This is a genomic window from Streptomyces sp. NPDC090045 (genome assembly GCF_044747975.1).
GTDB lineage: Bacteria > Actinomycetota > Actinomycetes > Streptomycetales > Streptomycetaceae > Streptomyces.
The window spans coordinates 509,077-526,657 of record NZ_JBIVFA010000001.1; the positions used below are offsets into that span (position 1 = coordinate 509,077).

16 protein-coding genes are annotated in these 17,581 nt (G+C 74.8%); 5 read left to right on the forward strand and 11 right to left on the reverse strand.

The features are described 5' to 3' along the window. Positions 1-17 precede the first annotated feature (17 nt). The 3 genes from nirD to ACIPYQ_RS02310 are packed head-to-tail and all read right to left on the reverse strand — an operon-like array spanning position 18 to position 4,238. Complete coding sequence (nirD, locus tag ACIPYQ_RS02300) at positions 18-350, reverse strand: nitrite reductase small subunit NirD (protein ID WP_361761290.1); 333 nt, start codon at positions 348-350, stop codon at positions 18-20. Further along, positions 347-2,872, reverse strand: a complete 2,526-nt coding sequence (gene nirB, locus ACIPYQ_RS02305; RefSeq protein WP_361761287.1) for a nitrite reductase large subunit NirB — start codon at positions 2,870-2,872, stop codon at positions 347-349. The genes nirD and nirB overlap by 4 nt, the downstream gene beginning before the upstream one ends. 1 nt (position 2,873) lies before the next feature. Beyond that, positions 2,874-4,238: an NAD(P)/FAD-dependent oxidoreductase gene (locus ACIPYQ_RS02310; RefSeq protein ID WP_401245365.1), complete on the reverse strand. Its 1,365-nt coding sequence runs from the start codon at positions 4,236-4,238 to the stop codon at positions 2,874-2,876. 157 nt (positions 4,239-4,395) lie between these two features. On the opposite strand from ACIPYQ_RS02310, the gene ACIPYQ_RS02315 reads away from it, so the two are divergent. Genes ACIPYQ_RS02315 through ACIPYQ_RS02325 form a run of 3 tightly spaced genes read left to right on the forward strand, consistent with a single transcriptional unit; the run spans position 4,396 to position 6,819 of the window. Further along, the gene (locus tag ACIPYQ_RS02315) at positions 4,396-5,691 is read left to right on the forward strand and encodes a ferric reductase-like transmembrane domain-containing protein (RefSeq protein WP_401245367.1); all 1,296 of its coding nucleotides are present in this window, start codon (positions 4,396-4,398) and stop codon (positions 5,689-5,691) included. 36 nt (positions 5,692-5,727) lie between these two features. Further along, entirely contained in the window at positions 5,728-6,006 is a 279-nt protein-coding gene (locus ACIPYQ_RS02320; RefSeq protein WP_401245369.1) for a hypothetical protein, read from the forward strand. A 36-nt stretch (positions 6,007-6,042) separates the two neighbouring features. Continuing rightward, the gene (locus ACIPYQ_RS02325) at positions 6,043-6,819 is read left to right on the forward strand and encodes a sulfite exporter TauE/SafE family protein (RefSeq protein WP_401245371.1); all 777 of its coding nucleotides are present in this window, start codon (positions 6,043-6,045) and stop codon (positions 6,817-6,819) included. A gap of 7 nt (positions 6,820-6,826) precedes the next feature. Here the strand turns inward: ACIPYQ_RS02325 and ACIPYQ_RS02330 are convergent, their stop codons facing one another. From ACIPYQ_RS02330 to ACIPYQ_RS02345, 4 genes are all read right to left on the reverse strand, one after another. Next, a complete protein-coding gene (locus ACIPYQ_RS02330) occupies positions 6,827-7,546 on the reverse strand; it encodes a class F sortase (protein ID WP_401245373.1) in 720 nt (239 codons plus the stop codon). A gap of 130 nt (positions 7,547-7,676) precedes the next feature. Beyond that, complete coding sequence (locus ACIPYQ_RS02335) at positions 7,677-8,219, reverse strand: hypothetical protein (RefSeq protein ID WP_401245375.1); 543 nt, start codon at positions 8,217-8,219, stop codon at positions 7,677-7,679. A gap of 233 nt (positions 8,220-8,452) precedes the next feature. Then, positions 8,453-9,727, reverse strand: a complete 1,275-nt coding sequence (locus tag ACIPYQ_RS02340; RefSeq protein WP_401245377.1) for an ATP-binding protein — start codon at positions 9,725-9,727, stop codon at positions 8,453-8,455. A gap of 23 nt (positions 9,728-9,750) precedes the next feature. After that, complete coding sequence (locus ACIPYQ_RS02345) at positions 9,751-10,458, reverse strand: hypothetical protein (RefSeq protein WP_401245379.1); 708 nt, start codon at positions 10,456-10,458, stop codon at positions 9,751-9,753. A gap of 167 nt (positions 10,459-10,625) precedes the next feature. On the opposite strand from ACIPYQ_RS02345, the gene ACIPYQ_RS02350 reads away from it, so the two are divergent. Next, on the forward strand, positions 10,626-11,087 hold the full coding sequence (locus ACIPYQ_RS02350; protein WP_401245380.1) for a gamma-glutamylcyclotransferase family protein: 462 nt from the start codon (positions 10,626-10,628) through the stop codon (positions 11,085-11,087). Positions 11,088-11,093: 6 nt separating this feature from the next. Here ACIPYQ_RS02350 and dnaG read toward each other — a convergent pair whose 3' ends face one another. The 4 genes from dnaG to ACIPYQ_RS02370 all read right to left on the reverse strand — a co-directional run bounded on the left by dnaG (position 11,094) and on the right by ACIPYQ_RS02370 (position 16,496). Further along, the gene (dnaG, locus tag ACIPYQ_RS02355) at positions 11,094-12,992 is read right to left on the reverse strand and encodes a DNA primase (protein ID WP_401245382.1); all 1,899 of its coding nucleotides are present in this window, start codon (positions 12,990-12,992) and stop codon (positions 11,094-11,096) included. A gap of 53 nt (positions 12,993-13,045) precedes the next feature. Next, positions 13,046-14,311 carry an NAD(P)/FAD-dependent oxidoreductase gene (locus ACIPYQ_RS02360; RefSeq protein ID WP_401245384.1) on the reverse strand — a complete coding sequence of 422 codons (1,266 nt, stop codon included), beginning with the start codon at positions 14,309-14,311 and terminating at the stop codon, positions 13,046-13,048. Between the two features lie 93 nt (positions 14,312-14,404). Beyond that, complete coding sequence (locus ACIPYQ_RS02365; RefSeq protein ID WP_401245386.1) at positions 14,405-15,730, reverse strand: deoxyguanosinetriphosphate triphosphohydrolase; 1,326 nt, start codon at positions 15,728-15,730, stop codon at positions 14,405-14,407. A gap of 37 nt (positions 15,731-15,767) precedes the next feature. After that, entirely contained in the window at positions 15,768-16,496 is a 729-nt protein-coding gene (locus ACIPYQ_RS02370; RefSeq protein WP_401245388.1) for a sirohydrochlorin chelatase, read from the reverse strand. Positions 16,497-16,862: 366 nt separating this feature from the next. Between ACIPYQ_RS02370 and ACIPYQ_RS02375 the strand changes: the two genes are divergently transcribed. Next, the gene (locus tag ACIPYQ_RS02375) at positions 16,863-17,570 is read left to right on the forward strand and encodes an ElyC/SanA/YdcF family protein (protein ID WP_361761381.1); all 708 of its coding nucleotides are present in this window, start codon (positions 16,863-16,865) and stop codon (positions 17,568-17,570) included. Positions 17,571-17,581: the final 11 nt, after the last annotated feature.

Sequence of the window (17,581 nt, forward strand, 5' to 3'; positions counted from 1 at the left end):
CGCCCCGGACCACGGGGTCACGAGGTCGCGGCGGTCCGCACCGGGTAGGTCCGGACCGCCACCTCCTCGTCGTCCAGGCAGCGCCCCGACTCCAGGTCGAAGCGCTGCTTCAGCAGCGGCGAGGCCACGAACGGCCGGCCCGCCACGGCCCCCACCAGCCCGCGCGAGAGCACGTGCGCCCCGGTGAAGGGGTCCTGGTTGCCGATCGCGTACGGGCGGCCCGCGCGGTCGACGAACACCGCGGCCTGGGTCCCGTCGGGCAGCAGGGCCGCCACTCCGCGCCCGGGGACCAGCGAGGACAGCTCGCACACCGTCAGCCAGCCCTGCGCCACTTGCAGTTCCACGGTCATCGGACGGCACCTCCTATGGTCAGGACGGCCAGGTCGGGCTTGACCTGGTCGCGCTCGGGGACGAACTTCACGGTGGGGTCGGGGGCGCCGGGCGCGTTCACGAAGGACACGAACCGGCGCAGCCGCTCCGGGTCCTGGAGCGTCTCGGCCCACTCGTCCCGGTAGTGCGCCACGTGGTCGGCCATCAGGGACTCCAGCTCCGCGCACAGCCCGAGCGAGTCGTGCACGATGACGTCCCGCAGGTGCGCCAGACCGCCCTCCAGCCGCTCCAGCCAGGTGGAGGTCCGCTCCAGCCGGTCGGCGGTGCGGATGTAGAACATCAGGAAGCGGTCGATCAGGCGGACCAGTTCCGCGTCCGACAGGTCCTGGGCCAGCAGGTCGGCGTGGCGCGGGGTGGCCCCGCCGTTGCCGCCCACGTACAGGTTCCAGCCGCTCGCCGTCGCGATGACGCCGAAGTCCTTGCTCTGCGCCTCCGCACACTCGCGGGCGCAGCCGGACACCGCCGACTTCAGCTTGTGCGGGGCGCGCAGGCCCCGGTAGCGCAGCTCCAGGTCGATGGCCATCCTGACGCTGTCCTGGACCCCGTAGCGGCACCAGGTCTGCCCCACGCAGGACTTCACCGTCCGCAGGGCCTTCCCGTACGCGTGCCCGGACTCGAACCCGGCGTCGACGAGCCGCGCCCAGATCCGCGGGAGCTGGTCCACGCTCGCCCCGAAGAGGTCGATCCGCTGGCCGCCGGTGATCTTCGTGTAGAGGCCGAAGTCGCGGGCCACCTCGCCGATCACGATCAGCTTGTCGGGGGTGATCTCGCCGCCGGGGATGCGCGGGACGACCGAGTACGAGCCGTTGCGCTGCATGTTCGCCAGGAAGTGGTCGTTGGTGTCCTGGAGGGCGGCCTGCTCCCCGTCCAGGACGTAGCCGCTGGCGCCGAGGGTCGGGGCGAGCGAGGCGATGATCGAGCCGACGGTGGGCTTGCAGACCTCGCAGCCGTCGCCGCCGCGGGCCTCCGGGCGGCCGTGGCCGTCGAGGATCTCCTCGTACGAGGTCAGCTGCCGGGTGCGGACGATCTCGTACAGCTCGGAGCGGGTGTACGGGAAGCAGCCGCACAGCCCCTTGTCGGCGGCGGCCGGCAGCAGCTGGCCGATCACCTTGACGCAGCTGCCGCAGCCGGTGCCCGCCTTCGTGCACTTCTTGACCTCGGCGAGGGTGGCGCAGGCGGCGATGGCCTTCTTCGTGACGTTGTGGCAGGAGCAGATCACGGCGTGGTCGGGGAGCGAGGACGGGCCGAGCGCGACGGGCGCGCCGACCCCGGCGGGCAGCACCAGCTGCTCGGGGGCGACGGGCGGGACGCTGCCGGTGAGCGGGCGCAGCAGCCCGTACGAGTCCGCGTCGCCGACCAGGACCCCGCCGAGCAGGACCCCGTCGGGGGAGACGACCAGCTTCTTGTAGACGCCGGAGCGGGAGTCCGACCAGACGACGTCGAGGCTGCCGGGGGCGTTGCCGTGGGCGTCACCGAAGGAGGCCACGTCCACGCCGAGCAGCTTGAGCTTGGTGGAGAGGTCGGCGCCGGTGAACTCCTTCTCCCGGCCGAGCAGGTCCTCGGCGGCGGTCTCGGCCATCTCGTAGCCGGGCGCGACCAGGCCGTAGACCCGGCCGTCGACGGCGAGGGCGCACTCGCCGATGGCGTAGACGTGGGGATCGGAGGTGCGGCAGCGGGCGTCGACCGCGATGCCGCCGCGCTCGCCGACGTCCAGCCCGGAGTCGCGGGCCAGCTGGTCGCGGGGGCGGACCCCCGCGGAGAAGACGACGAGGTCGGTGTCGACGGTGGAGCCGTCGGACAGCCGCATGCCGCTGACGTGGCCGTCCTCGCCGGTCACCACCTCCTGGGTGCCGACCCCGGTGTGGACGGTCAGGCCCATGGACTCGATGGTGCGCAGCAGGGCGGCGCCGCCGCCCTCGTCGACCTGGACGGGCATCAGCCGCGGGGCGAACTCGACGATGCGGGTGGTGAGGCCGAGCCCCTGCAGGGCGCCGGCGGCCTCCAGGCCGAGCAGCCCGCCGCCGACGACCGCGCCGCTGGTCCGGGTCTTGGCGTACTCCTCGATCGCGAGGAGGTCCTCGATCGTGCGGTAGACGAAGCAGCCGGGGGCGTCCTTGCCGGGGACGGGCGGCACGAAGGGATAGCTGCCGGTGGCCAGGACCAGCACGTCGTACGGGAACACCTGCCCGGAGCGGGAGGTGACGGTACGGGCGGCCCGGTCGATGTGCTCGGCGGGGTCGTCGAGGTGGAGGGCGATGCCGTGCTCCTCCATGAACCCGGCGGGGGTCATGGACAGGTCCTCGGCGGTGCTGCCGGAGAAGTACGAGGTCAGGTGCACGCGGTCGTAGGCGGGCCGGGGCTCCTCGCAGAGCACGGTGATCCGGTGCGTGGCGGTGACTCCGCGCTCGGCGAGCGCTTCGAGGTAGCGCTGGCCGACCATGCCGTGCCCGATGAGCACGATCGTGGGCAGGGGCTCGGTCATGTCAGTGGCCTCCGTCGTCGGTGAGCAGGTGGAACAGGTCGTGCGGGGACTCGTCGCCCTCCCAGGTGCGGGCGAGGGCGCCCACGGTGGAGAGCTCGCCGAGCAGCACCCCGCCGACGAGCCGGTCGTCGCGGACGACGACCTTCCGGTAGGTCCCGCGGGTGGCGTCGGCTAGGCGGACCACGTCGTCCCCGGGGCGGGGGGTGGTCTCGCCGAAGGCGGCGAGGTCCAGGGAGCGGTTCTCGGCACCGCCGAGGGTGAGGCGGGTGAGGGCGCGGGTGCCGGTGTAGCGCGCGGGGGTCCCGGTGAGGACCGAGGCGAGGGCGTCGGCCTGCTCCAGGGCGGCGCCGGCCAGGCCGTACACCTGGCCGGCGTGCTCGGCGCAGTCGCCGATGGCGTGGATGCGGGGGTCGCTGGTCCGGAGGTGGTCGTCGACCACGATGCCGGTGCGGACGTCGAGGCCGGCGGCCTTGGCGAGGCCGACGCGGGGGCGGACGCCGCAGGCGAGCACGACGAGATCGGCCTCCAGCCGGTAGCCGTCGGCGAGCTCGACCCCGGTGACCCGCCGCGGCCCCCGTGCGGCGCCGTTGCCGGGGCTCCGCCCCGGACCCCGCTCCTCAAACGCCGGAGGGGCTGGATTTTGCCCGGCCTCGCCTGCAATTTCAGCCTCGCCGGCGTTTGAGGCGCGGGGGTCCGGGGGCAGAGCCCCCGGCAGCGGTGCGTCAGATGTGATCAGACCGCGGACGCGGCATTCCGTGTGGATTTCCACGCCGAGGTCGGTCAGGTGCGTGGCCAGCAGGGCGGAGGCGTCGGAGTCCAGTTGGCGTTCCATCAGGCGCTCGCCCTGCTGGGCCAGGACCACCACCGCCCCCCGCGCGGCGAGCGCACGGGCCGCGGAGACGCCCAGCAGGCCCCCGCCGATCACCACCGCCCGCACTCCGGGGCGTACGGCGGCCGAGAGGGCCAGGCAGTCGTCCATCGTGCGGAACGCGTGGACCCCGTCCGGGAGGTCCCGGCCCTCCGGCTCGAACAGCCCGCGCAGCGGCGGGAGCACCGCGTTCGAACCCGTGGCCAGCACCAGCGTGTCGTACTGCGCCACCGTGCCGTCGTCGCACAGCACGGTCCGGTCCGCGCGGTCGATCCGTACCGCACGGACGCCCCGGCGCAGGGCCGGGCCGGGCGCCGGGAGGGCGGTGACCTCCGGCGCGTAGCGGCCGGCGAGGACCTCCGCGAGCAGGACCCGGTTGTAGGGGACGTGCGGCTCCTCGCCGAGGACGGTCACCTCCGCCGCACCGGTCAGGCGCGCGGCCAGTCGCAGGCCCGCGAGGCCGCCGCCGATCACCACCACACGCTGATTCGAGGTCATGGCACGAGCGTGCGCGGCCGCTGTTTCCCCTCCGCATCGCTGTTGTTACCCGGACGGAACGCCGACCTCAGCGCCGGGGTTAAGGGTCGGTGAGGCCTTCCTCAAGGCCGACTTAAGGATCATCAGGGCGGCGGTCCGGGCCCTTAGCGTGCTCCGTATGCGAGATGCGGCGGTGCGGGTCAGGCGCGGGATGCTGGGCGGGGCGGGGGTGGTGACCCTGCTCTGGGCGGCGCAGGTGCGGCCCTCGGCCCGGCCCGACGCGCTGTTCGCCACCGCCGCGCACCTGACCGGTCTGCTCGCCGGCTACGGGGTCCTCGTGCTGCTGTTCCTGATGGCCCGGGTGCCCGCCGTCGAGCACGGGGTCGGCGCCGACCGGCTCGCCCGCTGGCACGCCTTCGGCGGCCGGTACGTGCTCCTCCTCTGCTTCGGGCACGGGCTCTTCGCCCTGCTCGGATACGCCGTGCACGAGGGTGTCGACGTGGTCTCCGCCGTCCGGGAGCTGCTCGGCTACCCCGCGCTCGCCGCCGCCGCGGCCGGGACCGTCCTCCTGGCCGCGGTCGGTGTGACCTCCGCCCGGGCGGTACGCCGCCGGGTGTCGCACGAAACCTGGCGCGGGGTGCACCTGCTGGTCTACCTCGCCGCCGCCCTCGCCTTCGGCCACCAGCTCGCCGGGCCCGATCTCGCCGCGGCCGCCTGGTTCTGGGCGCTCGCGCACACCGTCGTCGCCGTGCTGCTGGTCTGGTACCGCGCCGTGGTCCCCGTACGGCAGGCCCTGCGGCACGCGCTGCGGGTCGCGGACGTCCGGGTGGAGGGGCCCGGGGTGGTCTCCGTCGTCATGTACGGGGAGCACCTCGCGGAACTGCGCGCGGAGCCGGGCCAGTTCCTGCGCTGGCGGTTCCTCCAGCGGGGGCTGTGGCACACCGCCCTGCCGTTCTCGCTGTCCGCGCCGGTCCGCGGGAACGCCCTGCGGATCACGGTCAAGGGGCTCGGCGGCCACTCCCGCCGGATCCGCCGGCTGCGCCCCGGCACGCGGGTCCTCGCCACCGGGCCGTTCGGGGCGCTCACCGCCGCCCGGCGGACCCGGACCAAGGTGCTGCTGATCGCGGGCGGGGTCGGGATCACCCCGATGCGGGCGCTGTTCGAGACGCTGCCCGGCGGTCCCGGGGACATCACCCTGCTGTACCGGGCCGGGGCCGAGGAGCACCTCGTCCTGCGCAGCGAGCTGGAGACCATCGCCGCCGAGCGGCGGGCGGGGCTGCACTACCTGCTGGGGCCGTCGGGCGCGGCATACGATCCGCTGGCTCCGCAGGCGCTGGCCGCGCTGGTGCCGGAGCTGACCGAGCACGACGTGTACCTGTGCGGGCCGCCGGGGATGGCCGAGGCGACCCGGGCGGCGCTGCTGCGGGCCGGGGTGCCGGCCGGACGCATCCATTCCGAGTGCTTCAGCTTCTGATCTTCCGTCCGGCGTTCCCCGAGGAGTCACCGCCCCATGCGTCACCCGCTGCACGTCGCCCTGTCCGTACCCGTCGGGGCCAAGGCGCCGGCCGCGGCCCGGCACCGCAAGCCCCGTACGCCCTCGGCGGTGCGGGCCGGGCTGGCCGCACTGGCCTCCGTACCGCCGGCGCGGCGCCTGGCGGCGGGGCTGGGGGCGGCCAGCGTGCTGGCCGCGACCGTGCTCACGGCGACGGTGAACCCGGCGGCTCCGGTGGCCCCGGACCGGGTGCCGGCCCGGGAAAGCTCAACCTTTGCGCAAGTTTCCGGGGATTGATGGCCCATGCACCTGACAGCTCCATAGGGTCATCTCGTGCCTGACATATCAACGACCATGATCATTGTCCTGTGCGTGGCAGCGGCGGCGGCCGGCTGGATCGACGCCGTGGTGGGCGGCGGGGGCCTGCTGCTCCTGCCCGCGCTCCTGCTCGGCCTGCCGAACGCCCACCCCGCCACCGTCCTCGGCACCAACAAGGCCGTGGCCATCGTCGGCACGGCGGGCGCGGCGGTCACCTACGTGCGCAAGGCCCCGGTGGACGTGAAGCTCGCCGTCCGCATCGGCCTGGCCGCGCTCGCCGGCTCGATGGGCGGCGCCGCACTCGCCGGCGGCATCAGCAAGGACGCGCTCCGGCCGCTGATCATGGGCGTGCTCGTGATCGTCGCGGGCGTCGTGATCTTCAAGCCGGGCTTCGGCACCGCCCCCTCGACCGCGCCCGTCAGCCGGCAGCGGGTGCTGCTCGCCATCGGGCTCGCCGGCCTCGGCATCGGCTTCTACGACGGCCTCATCGGGCCCGGCACCGGCACCTTCCTGGTGCTCGCGCTCACGGCGCTGCTCCACCTCGACCTGGTCACCGCCTCCGCGACCGCCAAGATCGTCAACTGCTGCACCAACGCGGGGGCGCTCGCGATGTTCGCCTACCAGGGCATGGTGCTGTGGCAGCTGGCCGCGCTGATGGCGGTCTTCAACCTGGCCGGCGGCATGGTCGGCGCCCGGATGGCGCTCAAGAAGGGCAGCGGCTTCGTCCGCGGGGTGCTGCTGACGGTGGTCGGCGCGCTGGTGGTCAAGCTCGGCCTCGAGCAGTGGGGCTGACCGGTCCTCAGTACGTCCCGGTGAGGTGCGCGAAGACGACCACGTTGCCGCGGTAGCCCGTGCGCGGCGAGAAGCCGCCGCCGCAGGTGATCACCCGCAGCTCGGCCCGCGCCGAGGGGCCGTACACGCGGGTGTCGGGGAAGGCCTTGGCGTCGTAGACCTCGACCGCGTGGACCGTGAACACGGCCGTACGGCCGTCCGCGCGCGGGATCTCGATCGCGGCCCCCCGGTGCAGCGCGCCCAGGTGGTAGAAGACCCCGGGCCCGGCGGCGTCGTCCACGTGCCCGGCGACGACGGCCGTGCCGGTGGCCCCCGGGGTGGTGCCCTCGCGGTACCAGCCGGCCAGGTCGGGCCGGTCGGGCGGCGGCACTTCGAGGCTGCCGTTCCGCTCCAGGCCCAGTCCGGTCAGCGGGGCGTCGACCCGGATGGACGGGATCCGGATCCGGCCGGGCGGGGAGCCGGGGAGCGGGGCGATGCCCGGGCCCACGACTCCGGCTGCGGTCAGGGCCTCGGCGGGGGAGGGCAGCGGCGGCCCGACCGGCTCCCGGGAACCGCTGGTGACGAGCCAGATGCCGATGCAGGCGGCGAGCGCGACGAGTCCCCCGTGGCGGGCGGTCGGGGTGCGGACGGCCCGGGCCGGGGGCCGCGCGCCTGATCCGGGGCGGTCGGCGGGTGGGGGCCAGGGCTGCCGGCCGGGGCCCCGGGCACCACCGAATTCGCCACCCATGTGTACCCCCTCGGCTTCCGTTTCGGGGTGACTGGCCGTCGCCCGGCCCCGCGAACGGGGGGGACCTCGCGGGGCGGGCGACGGGGGACGGTACCGGTCGGACCGCGGCCGGAGCCGCGGTGGGCGTCCGTCAGCTCCGCGTGCCGCTCGCCCGGCGACGCAGGAGCCAGGTACCGCCGACGGCGGCGACGGCCAGTACGGCCGCCCCCGCCGCGATCTTGGCGGGGTTCGTGGTGGTGGTCGTGCCACCGCCCACCCCGGTGTTGACGTGGCCCTGCGGGCCGCGTTCGGTGACGACGAGGTCGCCGGTGGCGAACTTGCCGTTCGCGCAGGTCGCGCCGATGCCGTAGGTGCCGGCCCGGGTGCCGTGGGCCACCTGGAACTGCCCCACGACCACCTCCTTGTGGGTGCCCGGGACCAGCTTGAACCGGCCGCCGCCGACCGTGGTGGCATCGCCCTCGGCGTGGCTGCCGGACCCGCAGGCCGTGGTGTTCACGGTGACGGTGGCGCCGGGGGCGGCGGACTTGGGCCACACCTCCAGCCGGGCGAAGTCCCCGGGCGCGAAGCCCACCATGCCCAGGTCCACGGCGGCGACCGCGCCCGCGACCGGCCCGGTGAACGCGGCGGCGGTCAGCGCGGTCGCGGTCAGCACGTGTGCGGTACGTCGGCGCATGGGGACTCTCCTGAAGACACGGGGTCGTGCCTCCGAGATAACCCGGCCCGCCCGTCGCCCGCCTGCTGATGTCCCGTCAGGTGTGCCCGTACGCGGTCCGCGCGCGAGCCGTATCCGCAGGTCAAGGCGGGTCGTGCGGCCATCCGGGCCGTCCGCGCCGTCCGGGTGACTCCCGCCGGGTGCGGGCCGGCGCGGGCCGGCCCGCACCCGGCGCCGGCCGGGCCGGTGTCCGCTCAGGCCGGCGGGAGCGCCACCGTCGCCGAGGCACCCGAGGGCGGCGGGTTCGCGAAGGTGACCCGGGCGCCGATCACGTGGGCCTGACCGAGGGCGATGGTCAGGCCCAGCCCCGTGCCCTGACCGCGTTCGGGCGCGCCGGTCAGGAACCGCTGCGGTCCCTCGCGCAGCAGCTTCTCCGGGAAACCGGGGCCCTGGTCCCGGACCGTCACGGCCGTCCCCGACACCGTCACCGTGACCGGCCCCCCGCCGTGCCGCCGGGCGTTGGCCAGCAGGTTCGCCAGGATGCGCTCCAGCCGCCGTACGTCGGTGCGCACCAGGTCCGTCCCCTGCGCGCCGATGACCTCCGCGGCCACCCCGGAGCGCCGCGTGATCGACTCCACCAGCGGCCCCAGCCGGCGGGCCTCCCACTGCGGCTCCTCCCGGTCCGCGTCGAGCCGGGCCACCTCCAGCAGGTCCTCGGTCAGCGTCCGCAGCGCCGCGACCCGGTCCCGGACGAGCTCCGTCGGCCGTCCCGGAGGCAGCAGCTCGGCGGCGGTGTGCAGCCCCGTCAGCGGGGTCCGCAGCTCGTGCGCCACGTCCGCCGTGAACCGCTGCTCCGCCTCCAGCCGCTGCTGCAGACTGGCCGCCATCGTGTCGACCGCCGAGGACAGTTCGGCGACCTCGTCCCGCGCGCCCGGCGCCCCCGGCGGCCCGATGCGCGCGTCCAGCTCGCCCGCGCTGATCCGGCGGGCCGTCTCCGCCGCCGTCCGCAGGTCCCGGCTCAGCCGGCTGGCCATCAGCGCCCCGCCCGTCGCCGCGAGCGCCACGACCGAGACCCCGTACGCCACCAGCTGCCGGTCCAGTTCGGCGAGCTCGGCGCGCTCGTCGGCCAGCGACAGGCGTACGGACAGCACGTGCTCGCCGCCGACCGGCCGGGCGGCCCAGACCACCGGGTCCGGGCCGGACATGTCGAGGTAGGTGGAGCGCTGCCCGGCGAGGGCCTCCGTCCGCAGCGGGGCCGGCAGCTGCGGGCAGTCGATCCGGGCGTCGGCCTCGCCGACCTTGTCGGCGTCGAGCCGGCCGGTCAGCTCGTACACCTTCCGTACGCTGATCAGCTGGGCGGTGGCGCTCGCGCGGGCCGCGTCGCCGATCTGGCGGGCGCGCGCCCCGTGGATCAGGATCCCGATGGCGACGGCGACGAGGGAGCAGCCGACGGCGAGCAGGATGGCGATCTTCCAGCGCAGGCCGAGGGCCTGCGGGAGACGCCGGCAGCTGGCCAGAACAGCTCTCACGGGGCCCCCGGGGCTCACACGGTTCACGGGGCGCTCCGCCCGTCCGTGGTGGCGCAGCAGGGCGCGGCGGCGGGCGCCGGGCTCTCCTCGGGGTCGCAGCGCGGGCCGGACTTGCGGAACCGGCGCTCGTCGTTGACCACGGTCATCCGCTCGCCGTTCCAGTGGTAGCGGACGGCCTGTTCGGAGCCGTCGTCGGCGGCGATGCGGACCAGCAGGTCGGGGCCGATGGTCTCGGCCGCGAGCTGACGGCCCATCGTGAACAGCACGGAGACGATCCGGCCGCCCACCACCGAGTAGACGCTCAGCGCCGACCGGCCGGTGGCGGTGTCGGCGGCGACGATCAGCTCCGGCCGCCCGTCGCCCGTCAGGTCCCGGTGGACGGGCGGCCGGACGCCGGCCCGGCCCGGCTCCTGGAGGGAGGAGCCACTGCCGAGGTACGGCCGCATCCGCGGGTCGGCGCCCGCCACCTCCGCCGGGTCCACTCCGAGGAGCCCGTCCGCCCCCACCTCGGGCGCGTTCTTCAACGGCGTCGGCGCGGGCTCCTGCCGGCCCACCGCCGCGCCGGGCGCCGAGGCCCAGGCGGGCCACAGCGGTTCGGGGTGCGGCTGGGCCGACACGGGCGGCGCGGGCGTGCCGGTCCCGAGCCCGCCGCCGGGCGCGGCGCAGCCGCCGACGGCGAGTGCGCAGGCGCACAGCAGGGCGGCGAGCGGGCGGCGGGACGAAGGTGTCATGGGCGCAGAACCGTGAGGTGGGAGGGGGAGGAGGCCGACGCTAGACGGCACGGGTCACGGGCACCGGGAGGTTGTGTAACAGCGGTGCGTACGGTGGTGGGGCGCAGCGAAGTCGGGACCTTCGGCCCGGCCGGCGGAGGCTGCGCCCTACCCCGAGGGAGGGCCCCGTGACATCGGTCGAACGGCCACAAGACCCGACCGCCCCGCTCCCGTTCTTCGTCTACGGGACCCTGCGCCCCGGCGAGGTCAACCACGGCCTGTTCCTGCGCGGCCGCACGGCCTCGGAGGAGCCCGCCACCCTCCCGGACGCGGTGCTCTACGACGGCCCCGGATACCCGTACGCGGTCCACCGGCCCGGCTCGGCCGTCGTCGGCGAGCTGATCACGCCGGCGCCCGGTGCGTACGGGGAGCTGCTGGCCGCGCTGGACGTGCTGGAGGAGTACGGGGGCCCGGGCCGCCCCGGGAACGTCTACGACCGGATCGCCCGCCCGGCCCTGCGCCCGGACGGCACCCCGGTCCGGGCCTGGGTCTATCTGGCGGCCCCGCTGCTCGCCCGCGACCTGCGGGAATCGGGCAGCGAGATACCGAGCGGCGACTGGTTCAGGCGCCGGGGCGCGTCCGCCACGTAGCCCCGGTCAGAGGCCTTCGGCGCCGCGGTTGCGCAGCCGCTGACCGTACTGCTGGAGCACCCACAGCTCCTCCTGGACCGCCGCGTGCTGCTCCGGCGGGGCCTGCGGGCTCAGACGGGTCATGGCGCCCTGGATCTCCAGGACCCGGCGGTCGACGGCGCGCAGGCGCACCTGGACCAGCTGGACCCCGGCATAGACCTCGTCCACCGTCTTGGCGTGGATGGCCTCCACCGCCAGCTCCGTGACCATCGCGCGGACGGTGTCGTTCGGGGCGGCGTCGCGGACCCGGGCCAGGTAGTCGTCGCCGGCCTGCGAGGCGCCGCCCGCGTCCTGGATGGCCTGGCGGACCGCGGCGTAGGGCGGGGCGGTGAACTCGTCGATCCCGTACGCGTCGAACGCGGGGGAGACCAGCGCGGGCCGCTGCAGCGCCAGCTTGAGCAGCTCCCGCTCGGTGCGGTGGGCGGGGCTGCGCAGGTTCAGGGCGGGTCCGCCACCGGCCGGCGGCGCGGCGGCGGGGGCCGGCTCCTGGGGGCGGCCGCGGCCCTGCTGCGGGGGCTGGTTGCCGCGGTCCCGGGCCCACCGCGCCAGCTGCGCGACCCGCTTGACGACGAACGGCTCGTCGAGGATGCCCAGCATCCCCGCCAGCTGGACCGCCGACTCGTGCTGGATCGAGAGGTCCTTGATGCTCGCGACGACCGGCGCGGCCTCGGCCAGCGCGGCCGCCCGCCCCGCCGGGTTCTCCAGGTTGTGCCGGGACACGATGTGCCGCAGGGCGAACTCGAACAGCGGCGTCCGGGCCTCCACCAGGCCGGCCACGGCCGCGTCCCCCTGCGCGAGGCGCAGGTCGCAGGGGTCCATCCCGCCGGGGGCGATGGTGATCGAGGTCTCCGCGGCGAACTTCTGGTCGTCCTCGAAGGCGCGCAGCGCCGCCTTCTGGCCCGCCGCGTCACCGTCGAAGGTGAAGATCACCTCGGCGGTGGCGTTGTCCATCAGCAGCCGGCGCAGGATCTTGATGTGGTCCCCGCCGAAGGCGGTGCCACAGGTGGCGATCGCGGTGGTGACCCCGGCCATGTGGCAGGCCATCACGTCGGTGTAGCCCTCGACCACCACGGCCCGCGAGGTCTTCGCGATCTCCTTCTTGGCCAGGTCGATGCCGTAGAGGACCTGGGACTTCTTGTAGATCGCCGTCTCCGGCGTGTTCAGGTACTTCGGTCCGTTGTCGTCGTCGCGCAGCTTGCGCGCGCCGAAGCCGACCACCTCGCCGCTGATGTCGCGGATCGGCCACATCAGCCGGCCGCGGAAGCGGTCGATCGGCTTGCCGCTGCGGCTGTCCTGGGCGAGCCCGGAGGTGATCAGTTCCTTGTCGGTGAAGCCCTTGCCGCGCAGGAAGCGGGTCAGGTGGTCCCAGCCGGCCGGGCTGTAGCCCACGCTGAAGTGCGCGGCCGCGGCCTGGTCGAAGCCGCGCTCCGCGAGGAACTTGCGGCCGATCTCCGCCTCGGGGCTGCCGAGCTGGTCGACGTAGAACTGGGCGGCGGCCTTGTGCGCCTCGACCAGCCGGATGCGGTCACCGCGGCCGCTGGTGCCGGAGGTGTAGCCGCCCTCCTCGTACCGCAGGGTGATGCCGGCCAGGCCGGCCAGGCGCTCGACGGCCTCCGAGAAGGAGAGGTGGTCGATCTTCATGACGAAGTCGAGGGTGTCCCCGCCCGCCTGGCAGCCGAAGCAGTGGTACAGGCCCTTGCTGGGGCTGACCTGGAAGGACGGGGACTTCTCGTCGTGGAAGGGGCAGAGGCCCTTGAGGTTGCCGCCGCCCGCGTTGCGCAGCTGGAGGTACTCGGAGACCACGGCGTCGATCGGGACCGCGTCCCGTACCGCCTTCACGTCGTCGTCGTTGATCCGTCCAGCCACCCGTGAAGTCTACGGCCGGGCGCCGGCAATCCCGTCAGCCCCCCGGGTGGCTCCTAGCCTCCGATCAGCGAGGAGAGCGGAACCGACGGATCCGCAAGGGCCTCCCGGTCCACCGGCGCCTTCGACCTGATCAGCGCCTGGATCTGGTCGGTGACGTCCCACACGTTCACGTTCATCCCGGCCAGCACCCGCCCCTCGGACAGCCAGAAGGCGATGAACTCCCGCTTGCCCGCGTCGCCGCGGATCAGCACCTGGTCGTAGCCGCCGGGCGGCGCGTACCCCGAGTACTCCAGACCCACGTCGTACTGGTCCGAGAAGAAGTACGGCACCCGGTCGTAGCTGACCTCGTGGCCCAGCATCGACCGCGCGGCGGCCGGACCGCCGTTCAGCGCGTTGGCCCAGTGCTCGACCCGCAGCCGGGTCCCGAGCACCGGGTGGTGGGCGGCGGCCACGTCCCCGACCGCGTAGATGTCCGGGTCGGAGGTGCGCAGGGACTCGTCCACGGCGATCCCGCCGCCGTGCTCCCGGTCCACCAGGGCCAGCCCGGAGGTCTCGGCGAGCGCGGTCCGCGGCGCGGCCCCGATCGCGGCGAGCACCGCGTGCGCCGGGTGCTCCTCCCCGTCGTCCGTACGGGCGGCCAGCACCATGCCGTCGTGGCCCACGATCTCGGTCAGCCGCGACCCGAAGTGGAACCGCACCCCGTGATCGGCGTGCAGGTCACCGAAGAGCCGGCCGATCTCCGGGCCGAGCACCGCGTGCAGCGGGGTGGCCTCCGGCTCGACCACGGTGACCTCCGCGCCGTACCCGCGGGCCGCGGCGGCGACCTCCAGGCCGATCCATCCGGCGCCCGCGATGAGCAGGTGGCCGTTGTCCCGGCCCAGTCCGGCGAGGACCCCCTTCAGCCGCTCGGCGTGCGCGAGGCGCCGCAGGTGGTGCACCCCGGCGAGACCCGTGCCGGGGATGTCCAGGCGGCGCGGCTCGGCGCCGGTGGCCAGCAGCAGCTTGTCGTAGTGCAGGACCGTGCCGTCGCCGAGGACCACCTTCTTGGCGTCCCGGTCGAGCTGGACCGCCGGCTGGCCGAGGTGCAGCTCGACGTCGGCGGCCGCGTACCAGGACGGCTCGTGGACGAAGACGCTCTCCCGGTCCTCCTTGCCCATCAGGTAGCCCTTGGACAGCGGGGGCCGTTCGTACGGATGGTCGCGCTCGTCGCCGATCAGGATCACCCGCCCCGTGAACCCCTCGGACCTCAGCGTTTCGGCCGCCTTCGCTCCGGCGAGCCCTGCGCCGACGATGACGAATGTCCGGTGTGCGTCGACCACCTGATGCCTCCTCATAACCTCTCCGCCACATGCGACCACATGCGAGCGTCCCGCACTGAGCCTGCCGCGTGAAGGGGGAGTGGCTCGATCGGCTCACCCTTCGGCGCGTCGGGTGCGCCGCGTGAGACGTGCGTGCAGGGAACGGGCGGATGCGTCGGTGAGACACGCGATCTGGTCGATGACCGCCCGTTTCCTGGCCCTGTCGTCCGGGGCCGCGTCGAAGATCGCCCGGAACTGCGGGTCCAGCCCCTCGGGAGCCCGGGCGCTGAGCGCCTCCGCCAGTTCGGCCAGGACGATGCGCTGGTCGGCGCGGATCCGCTCCTGCTCGTCGCGCTGCATGACGTACAGGTCGGCGACCGCCTTGAGCACCGCGCACTCGTTGCGCGCCTCGCGCGGGACCACCAGTTCGGCACCGTACCGGGTGAGGCGGCCGGAACCGTACGCCTCACGGGTGGCGCCCTCGGCGGCCAGGCAGAAGCGGCCGATCAGCTGGCTCGTGGCGTCCTTCAGCCGGGCCTGGGCGACGGCCGAACCGTCGTACCCGTGCGGCCACCACTCCTCCTCCATCAGCCGGTCGAGGGCGGCCCGCAGCTCCTCCGGCTCGGTGTCGGCGGGCACGTAGCGGCCGATGGCGACCCGCCAGATCGCGGTGCGCTCGGGCTCGGCGAAGAGGAGGTTGGGGTCGAGGTGACCGGCGTGCAGGCCGTCCTCGAAGTCGTGGACGGAGTACGCGACGTCGTCGGCCCAGTCCATGACCTGGGCCTCGAAGCACTTGCGGTCCGCGGGCGCGCCGCGGCGCAGCCACGCGAAGACCGGCAGGTCGTCCTCGTACGCGCCGAACTTCACCGAGCCCGGGTCGGTGGGGTGGTCCCCGCGGGCCCACGGGTACTTGGTGGCGGCGTCCAGGCAGGCCCGGGTCAGATTGAGGCCGACGCTGACGAGTTCGCCGCTCGCCGGGTCGGGCACGAACCGCTTGGGCTCCAGCCGCGTCAGCAGGCGCAGCGACTGCGCGTTGCCCTCGAAGCCCCCGCAGTCCTTGGCGAACTCGTTGAGCGCCTCCTCGCCGTTGTGACCGAAGGGCGGGTGGCCCATGTCGTGCGAGAGGCAGGCGGCTTCGACCAGGTCGGGGTCGCAGCCGAGCGCGGCGCCGAGCTCCCGGCCGACCTGGGCGCACTCCAGGGAGTGGGTGAGACGGGTACGGGGACTCGCGTCCCAGTCGTACGAGCGGGTGCCGGGGGTGACGACCTGGGTCTTCCCGGCGAGGCGGCGCAGCGCGGCGGAGTGCAGCACACGGGCGCGGTCGCGCTGGAAGGCGGTCCGGCCGGGCCGTTTGTCGGGCTCGGCGGCCCAGCGTTCGGTGGCGGAGGCGTCGTAGAGGTCGTCGTGGTCGTCTGCGGGGGCGTGCGCGGTGCCTTCCATGGAAGAGACGGTAACCGGAATGACTGACAAACCGGGATCAGGCGGAGACGAGTTCCGGCCGCACGGGCAGGGCGGGCCGCGCGCGCCGGGCACGGGCCTCGTCGTAGCGGCGCAGCAAGAGGCGGGCCAGGGCCGGGTGGTCGCCCAGCGGGGCGGCGGCGAGGTCGGGCGCCGCGGCGGCGGTCTGCGCGGCGAACCGGCCGGGAGCGGCGAAGTACGAGGCCACGGCGGTGCGGTGGTGGCCGCGGGCGGCCAGGGCGCGGACCGCCTCGGGGGCGCTCGGCGCGGCGGCGGAGGCGTAGGCGGGGACCACCGGGACGCCGCCGAGGCGTTCGGCGAGCAGGGCGGCGGTGCGGCGGGTGTCGGCCGCGGAGTCGGGGTCGCGGGAGCCGGCGGCGGCGAGCACCACGGCCGTGCCGGCGGTCCAGCCGGCCTCCACGAGCCGTTCGTACAGGGCCTCGACGAGCAGCGGGTGCGGGCCCAGCGGGGCGGCGATGCGGGTGCGCAGGTGCGTGGCGCGGGCGGCGGCCGCGGGCAGGTCGCGCTTGACGTGGTACCCCCGGCCGAGCAGCAGCGGGACGAGCACCGCCGACCCGTGCAGCTCCCCGAGGACCGAGTCGAGCAGCGGTTCGTTCAGTTCGATGTGGCCGAGCCGGACGTCGAGCCGCGGACGGAGCTCGCGGACCCGTTCGAGGAGGGCGAGGGCGGTGTGCAGGGCGCGCGGGTCACGGCTGCCGTGGGCCACGGCGACGAGGGTGGGCTGCATGGGCGGACTCCGGGTCGGCGCAGGCCGCTGAGCTGGGTGCCCAGCTGGAGGGTGATGCGGCCGAGGAGCTCGGCCGCACTGTCGAAGGGGAGGGCGGGAAACTCGGGAGGGTGCACCGGCTCCGTCATGAACCGATCCTGCGCGCCGGACATTGCCGGTGCGTTGCGCGGGGGTGACGGGTGTTTGCCGGGTGCTCACAGACCCGGCCGCACGGCTGTGGGGCGGCCGCGCAGGCCTGCGCCGGGCAGCCGGGAGCGCCTGCGCCGGGGGCCGGGCGGGTCCGCACCGGGCGGGCCGGGCGAACCAAGCGGCCCCGCGCGGCGTCCTGACCAGGGGACCAGCAGTCGAGACACCAGGGGATGGATGATGCGCGGACCGCGCCTGCCGAGAGTCACGTGGAGCCGGACGGCGGCCGCGCTGCGCACCGTACGGACCCGGAGGCTGGCGGTGCAGACCGTCATGGCGGGCTGCGTGCTGGCGCTGCTGCCCTCGGCGTGGATGCACGCGGTGGCCGCCGACCGGCTGCACACCACGGCCGACGCACCGGCGTCCGAGGTCGCCGTGGTGTTCGGGGCCGGCCTGCTCGGGACCCGGCCCACGCCGTACCTGGCCGACCGGCTCGACGCCGCCGCCGAGCTGTACCGCACCGGCAAGGTCAAGGTCGTACTGGTCACCGGGGACAACAGCCGCACCGAGTACGACGAGCCGAACGCGATGCGGACGTACCTCACGGCGCAGGGGGTGCCGGACACGCAGATCGTCAGCGACTACGCCGGCTTCGACACCTGGGACTCCTGCGTGCGGGCCAAGGAGATCTTCGGGGTCGAGCGGGCCGTGCTGGTCACCCAGGGCTTCCACATCCGGCGGGCCGTCGCCCTCTGCCAGGCGGCGGGCCTGGACTCGTACGGCGTCGGGGTGGCCGACGTGCACGACGCCACCTGGTACTACGGCGAGACCCGCGAGGTCTTCGCGGCCGGCAAGGCGGCGCTGGACGCGGCCTTCAAGCCCGCCCCGCGGTTCCTGGGACCGAAGGAGCAGGGGGTGTCGCGGGCGCTGGCCGCTCTGGCAGACTGACGCGCGCACCG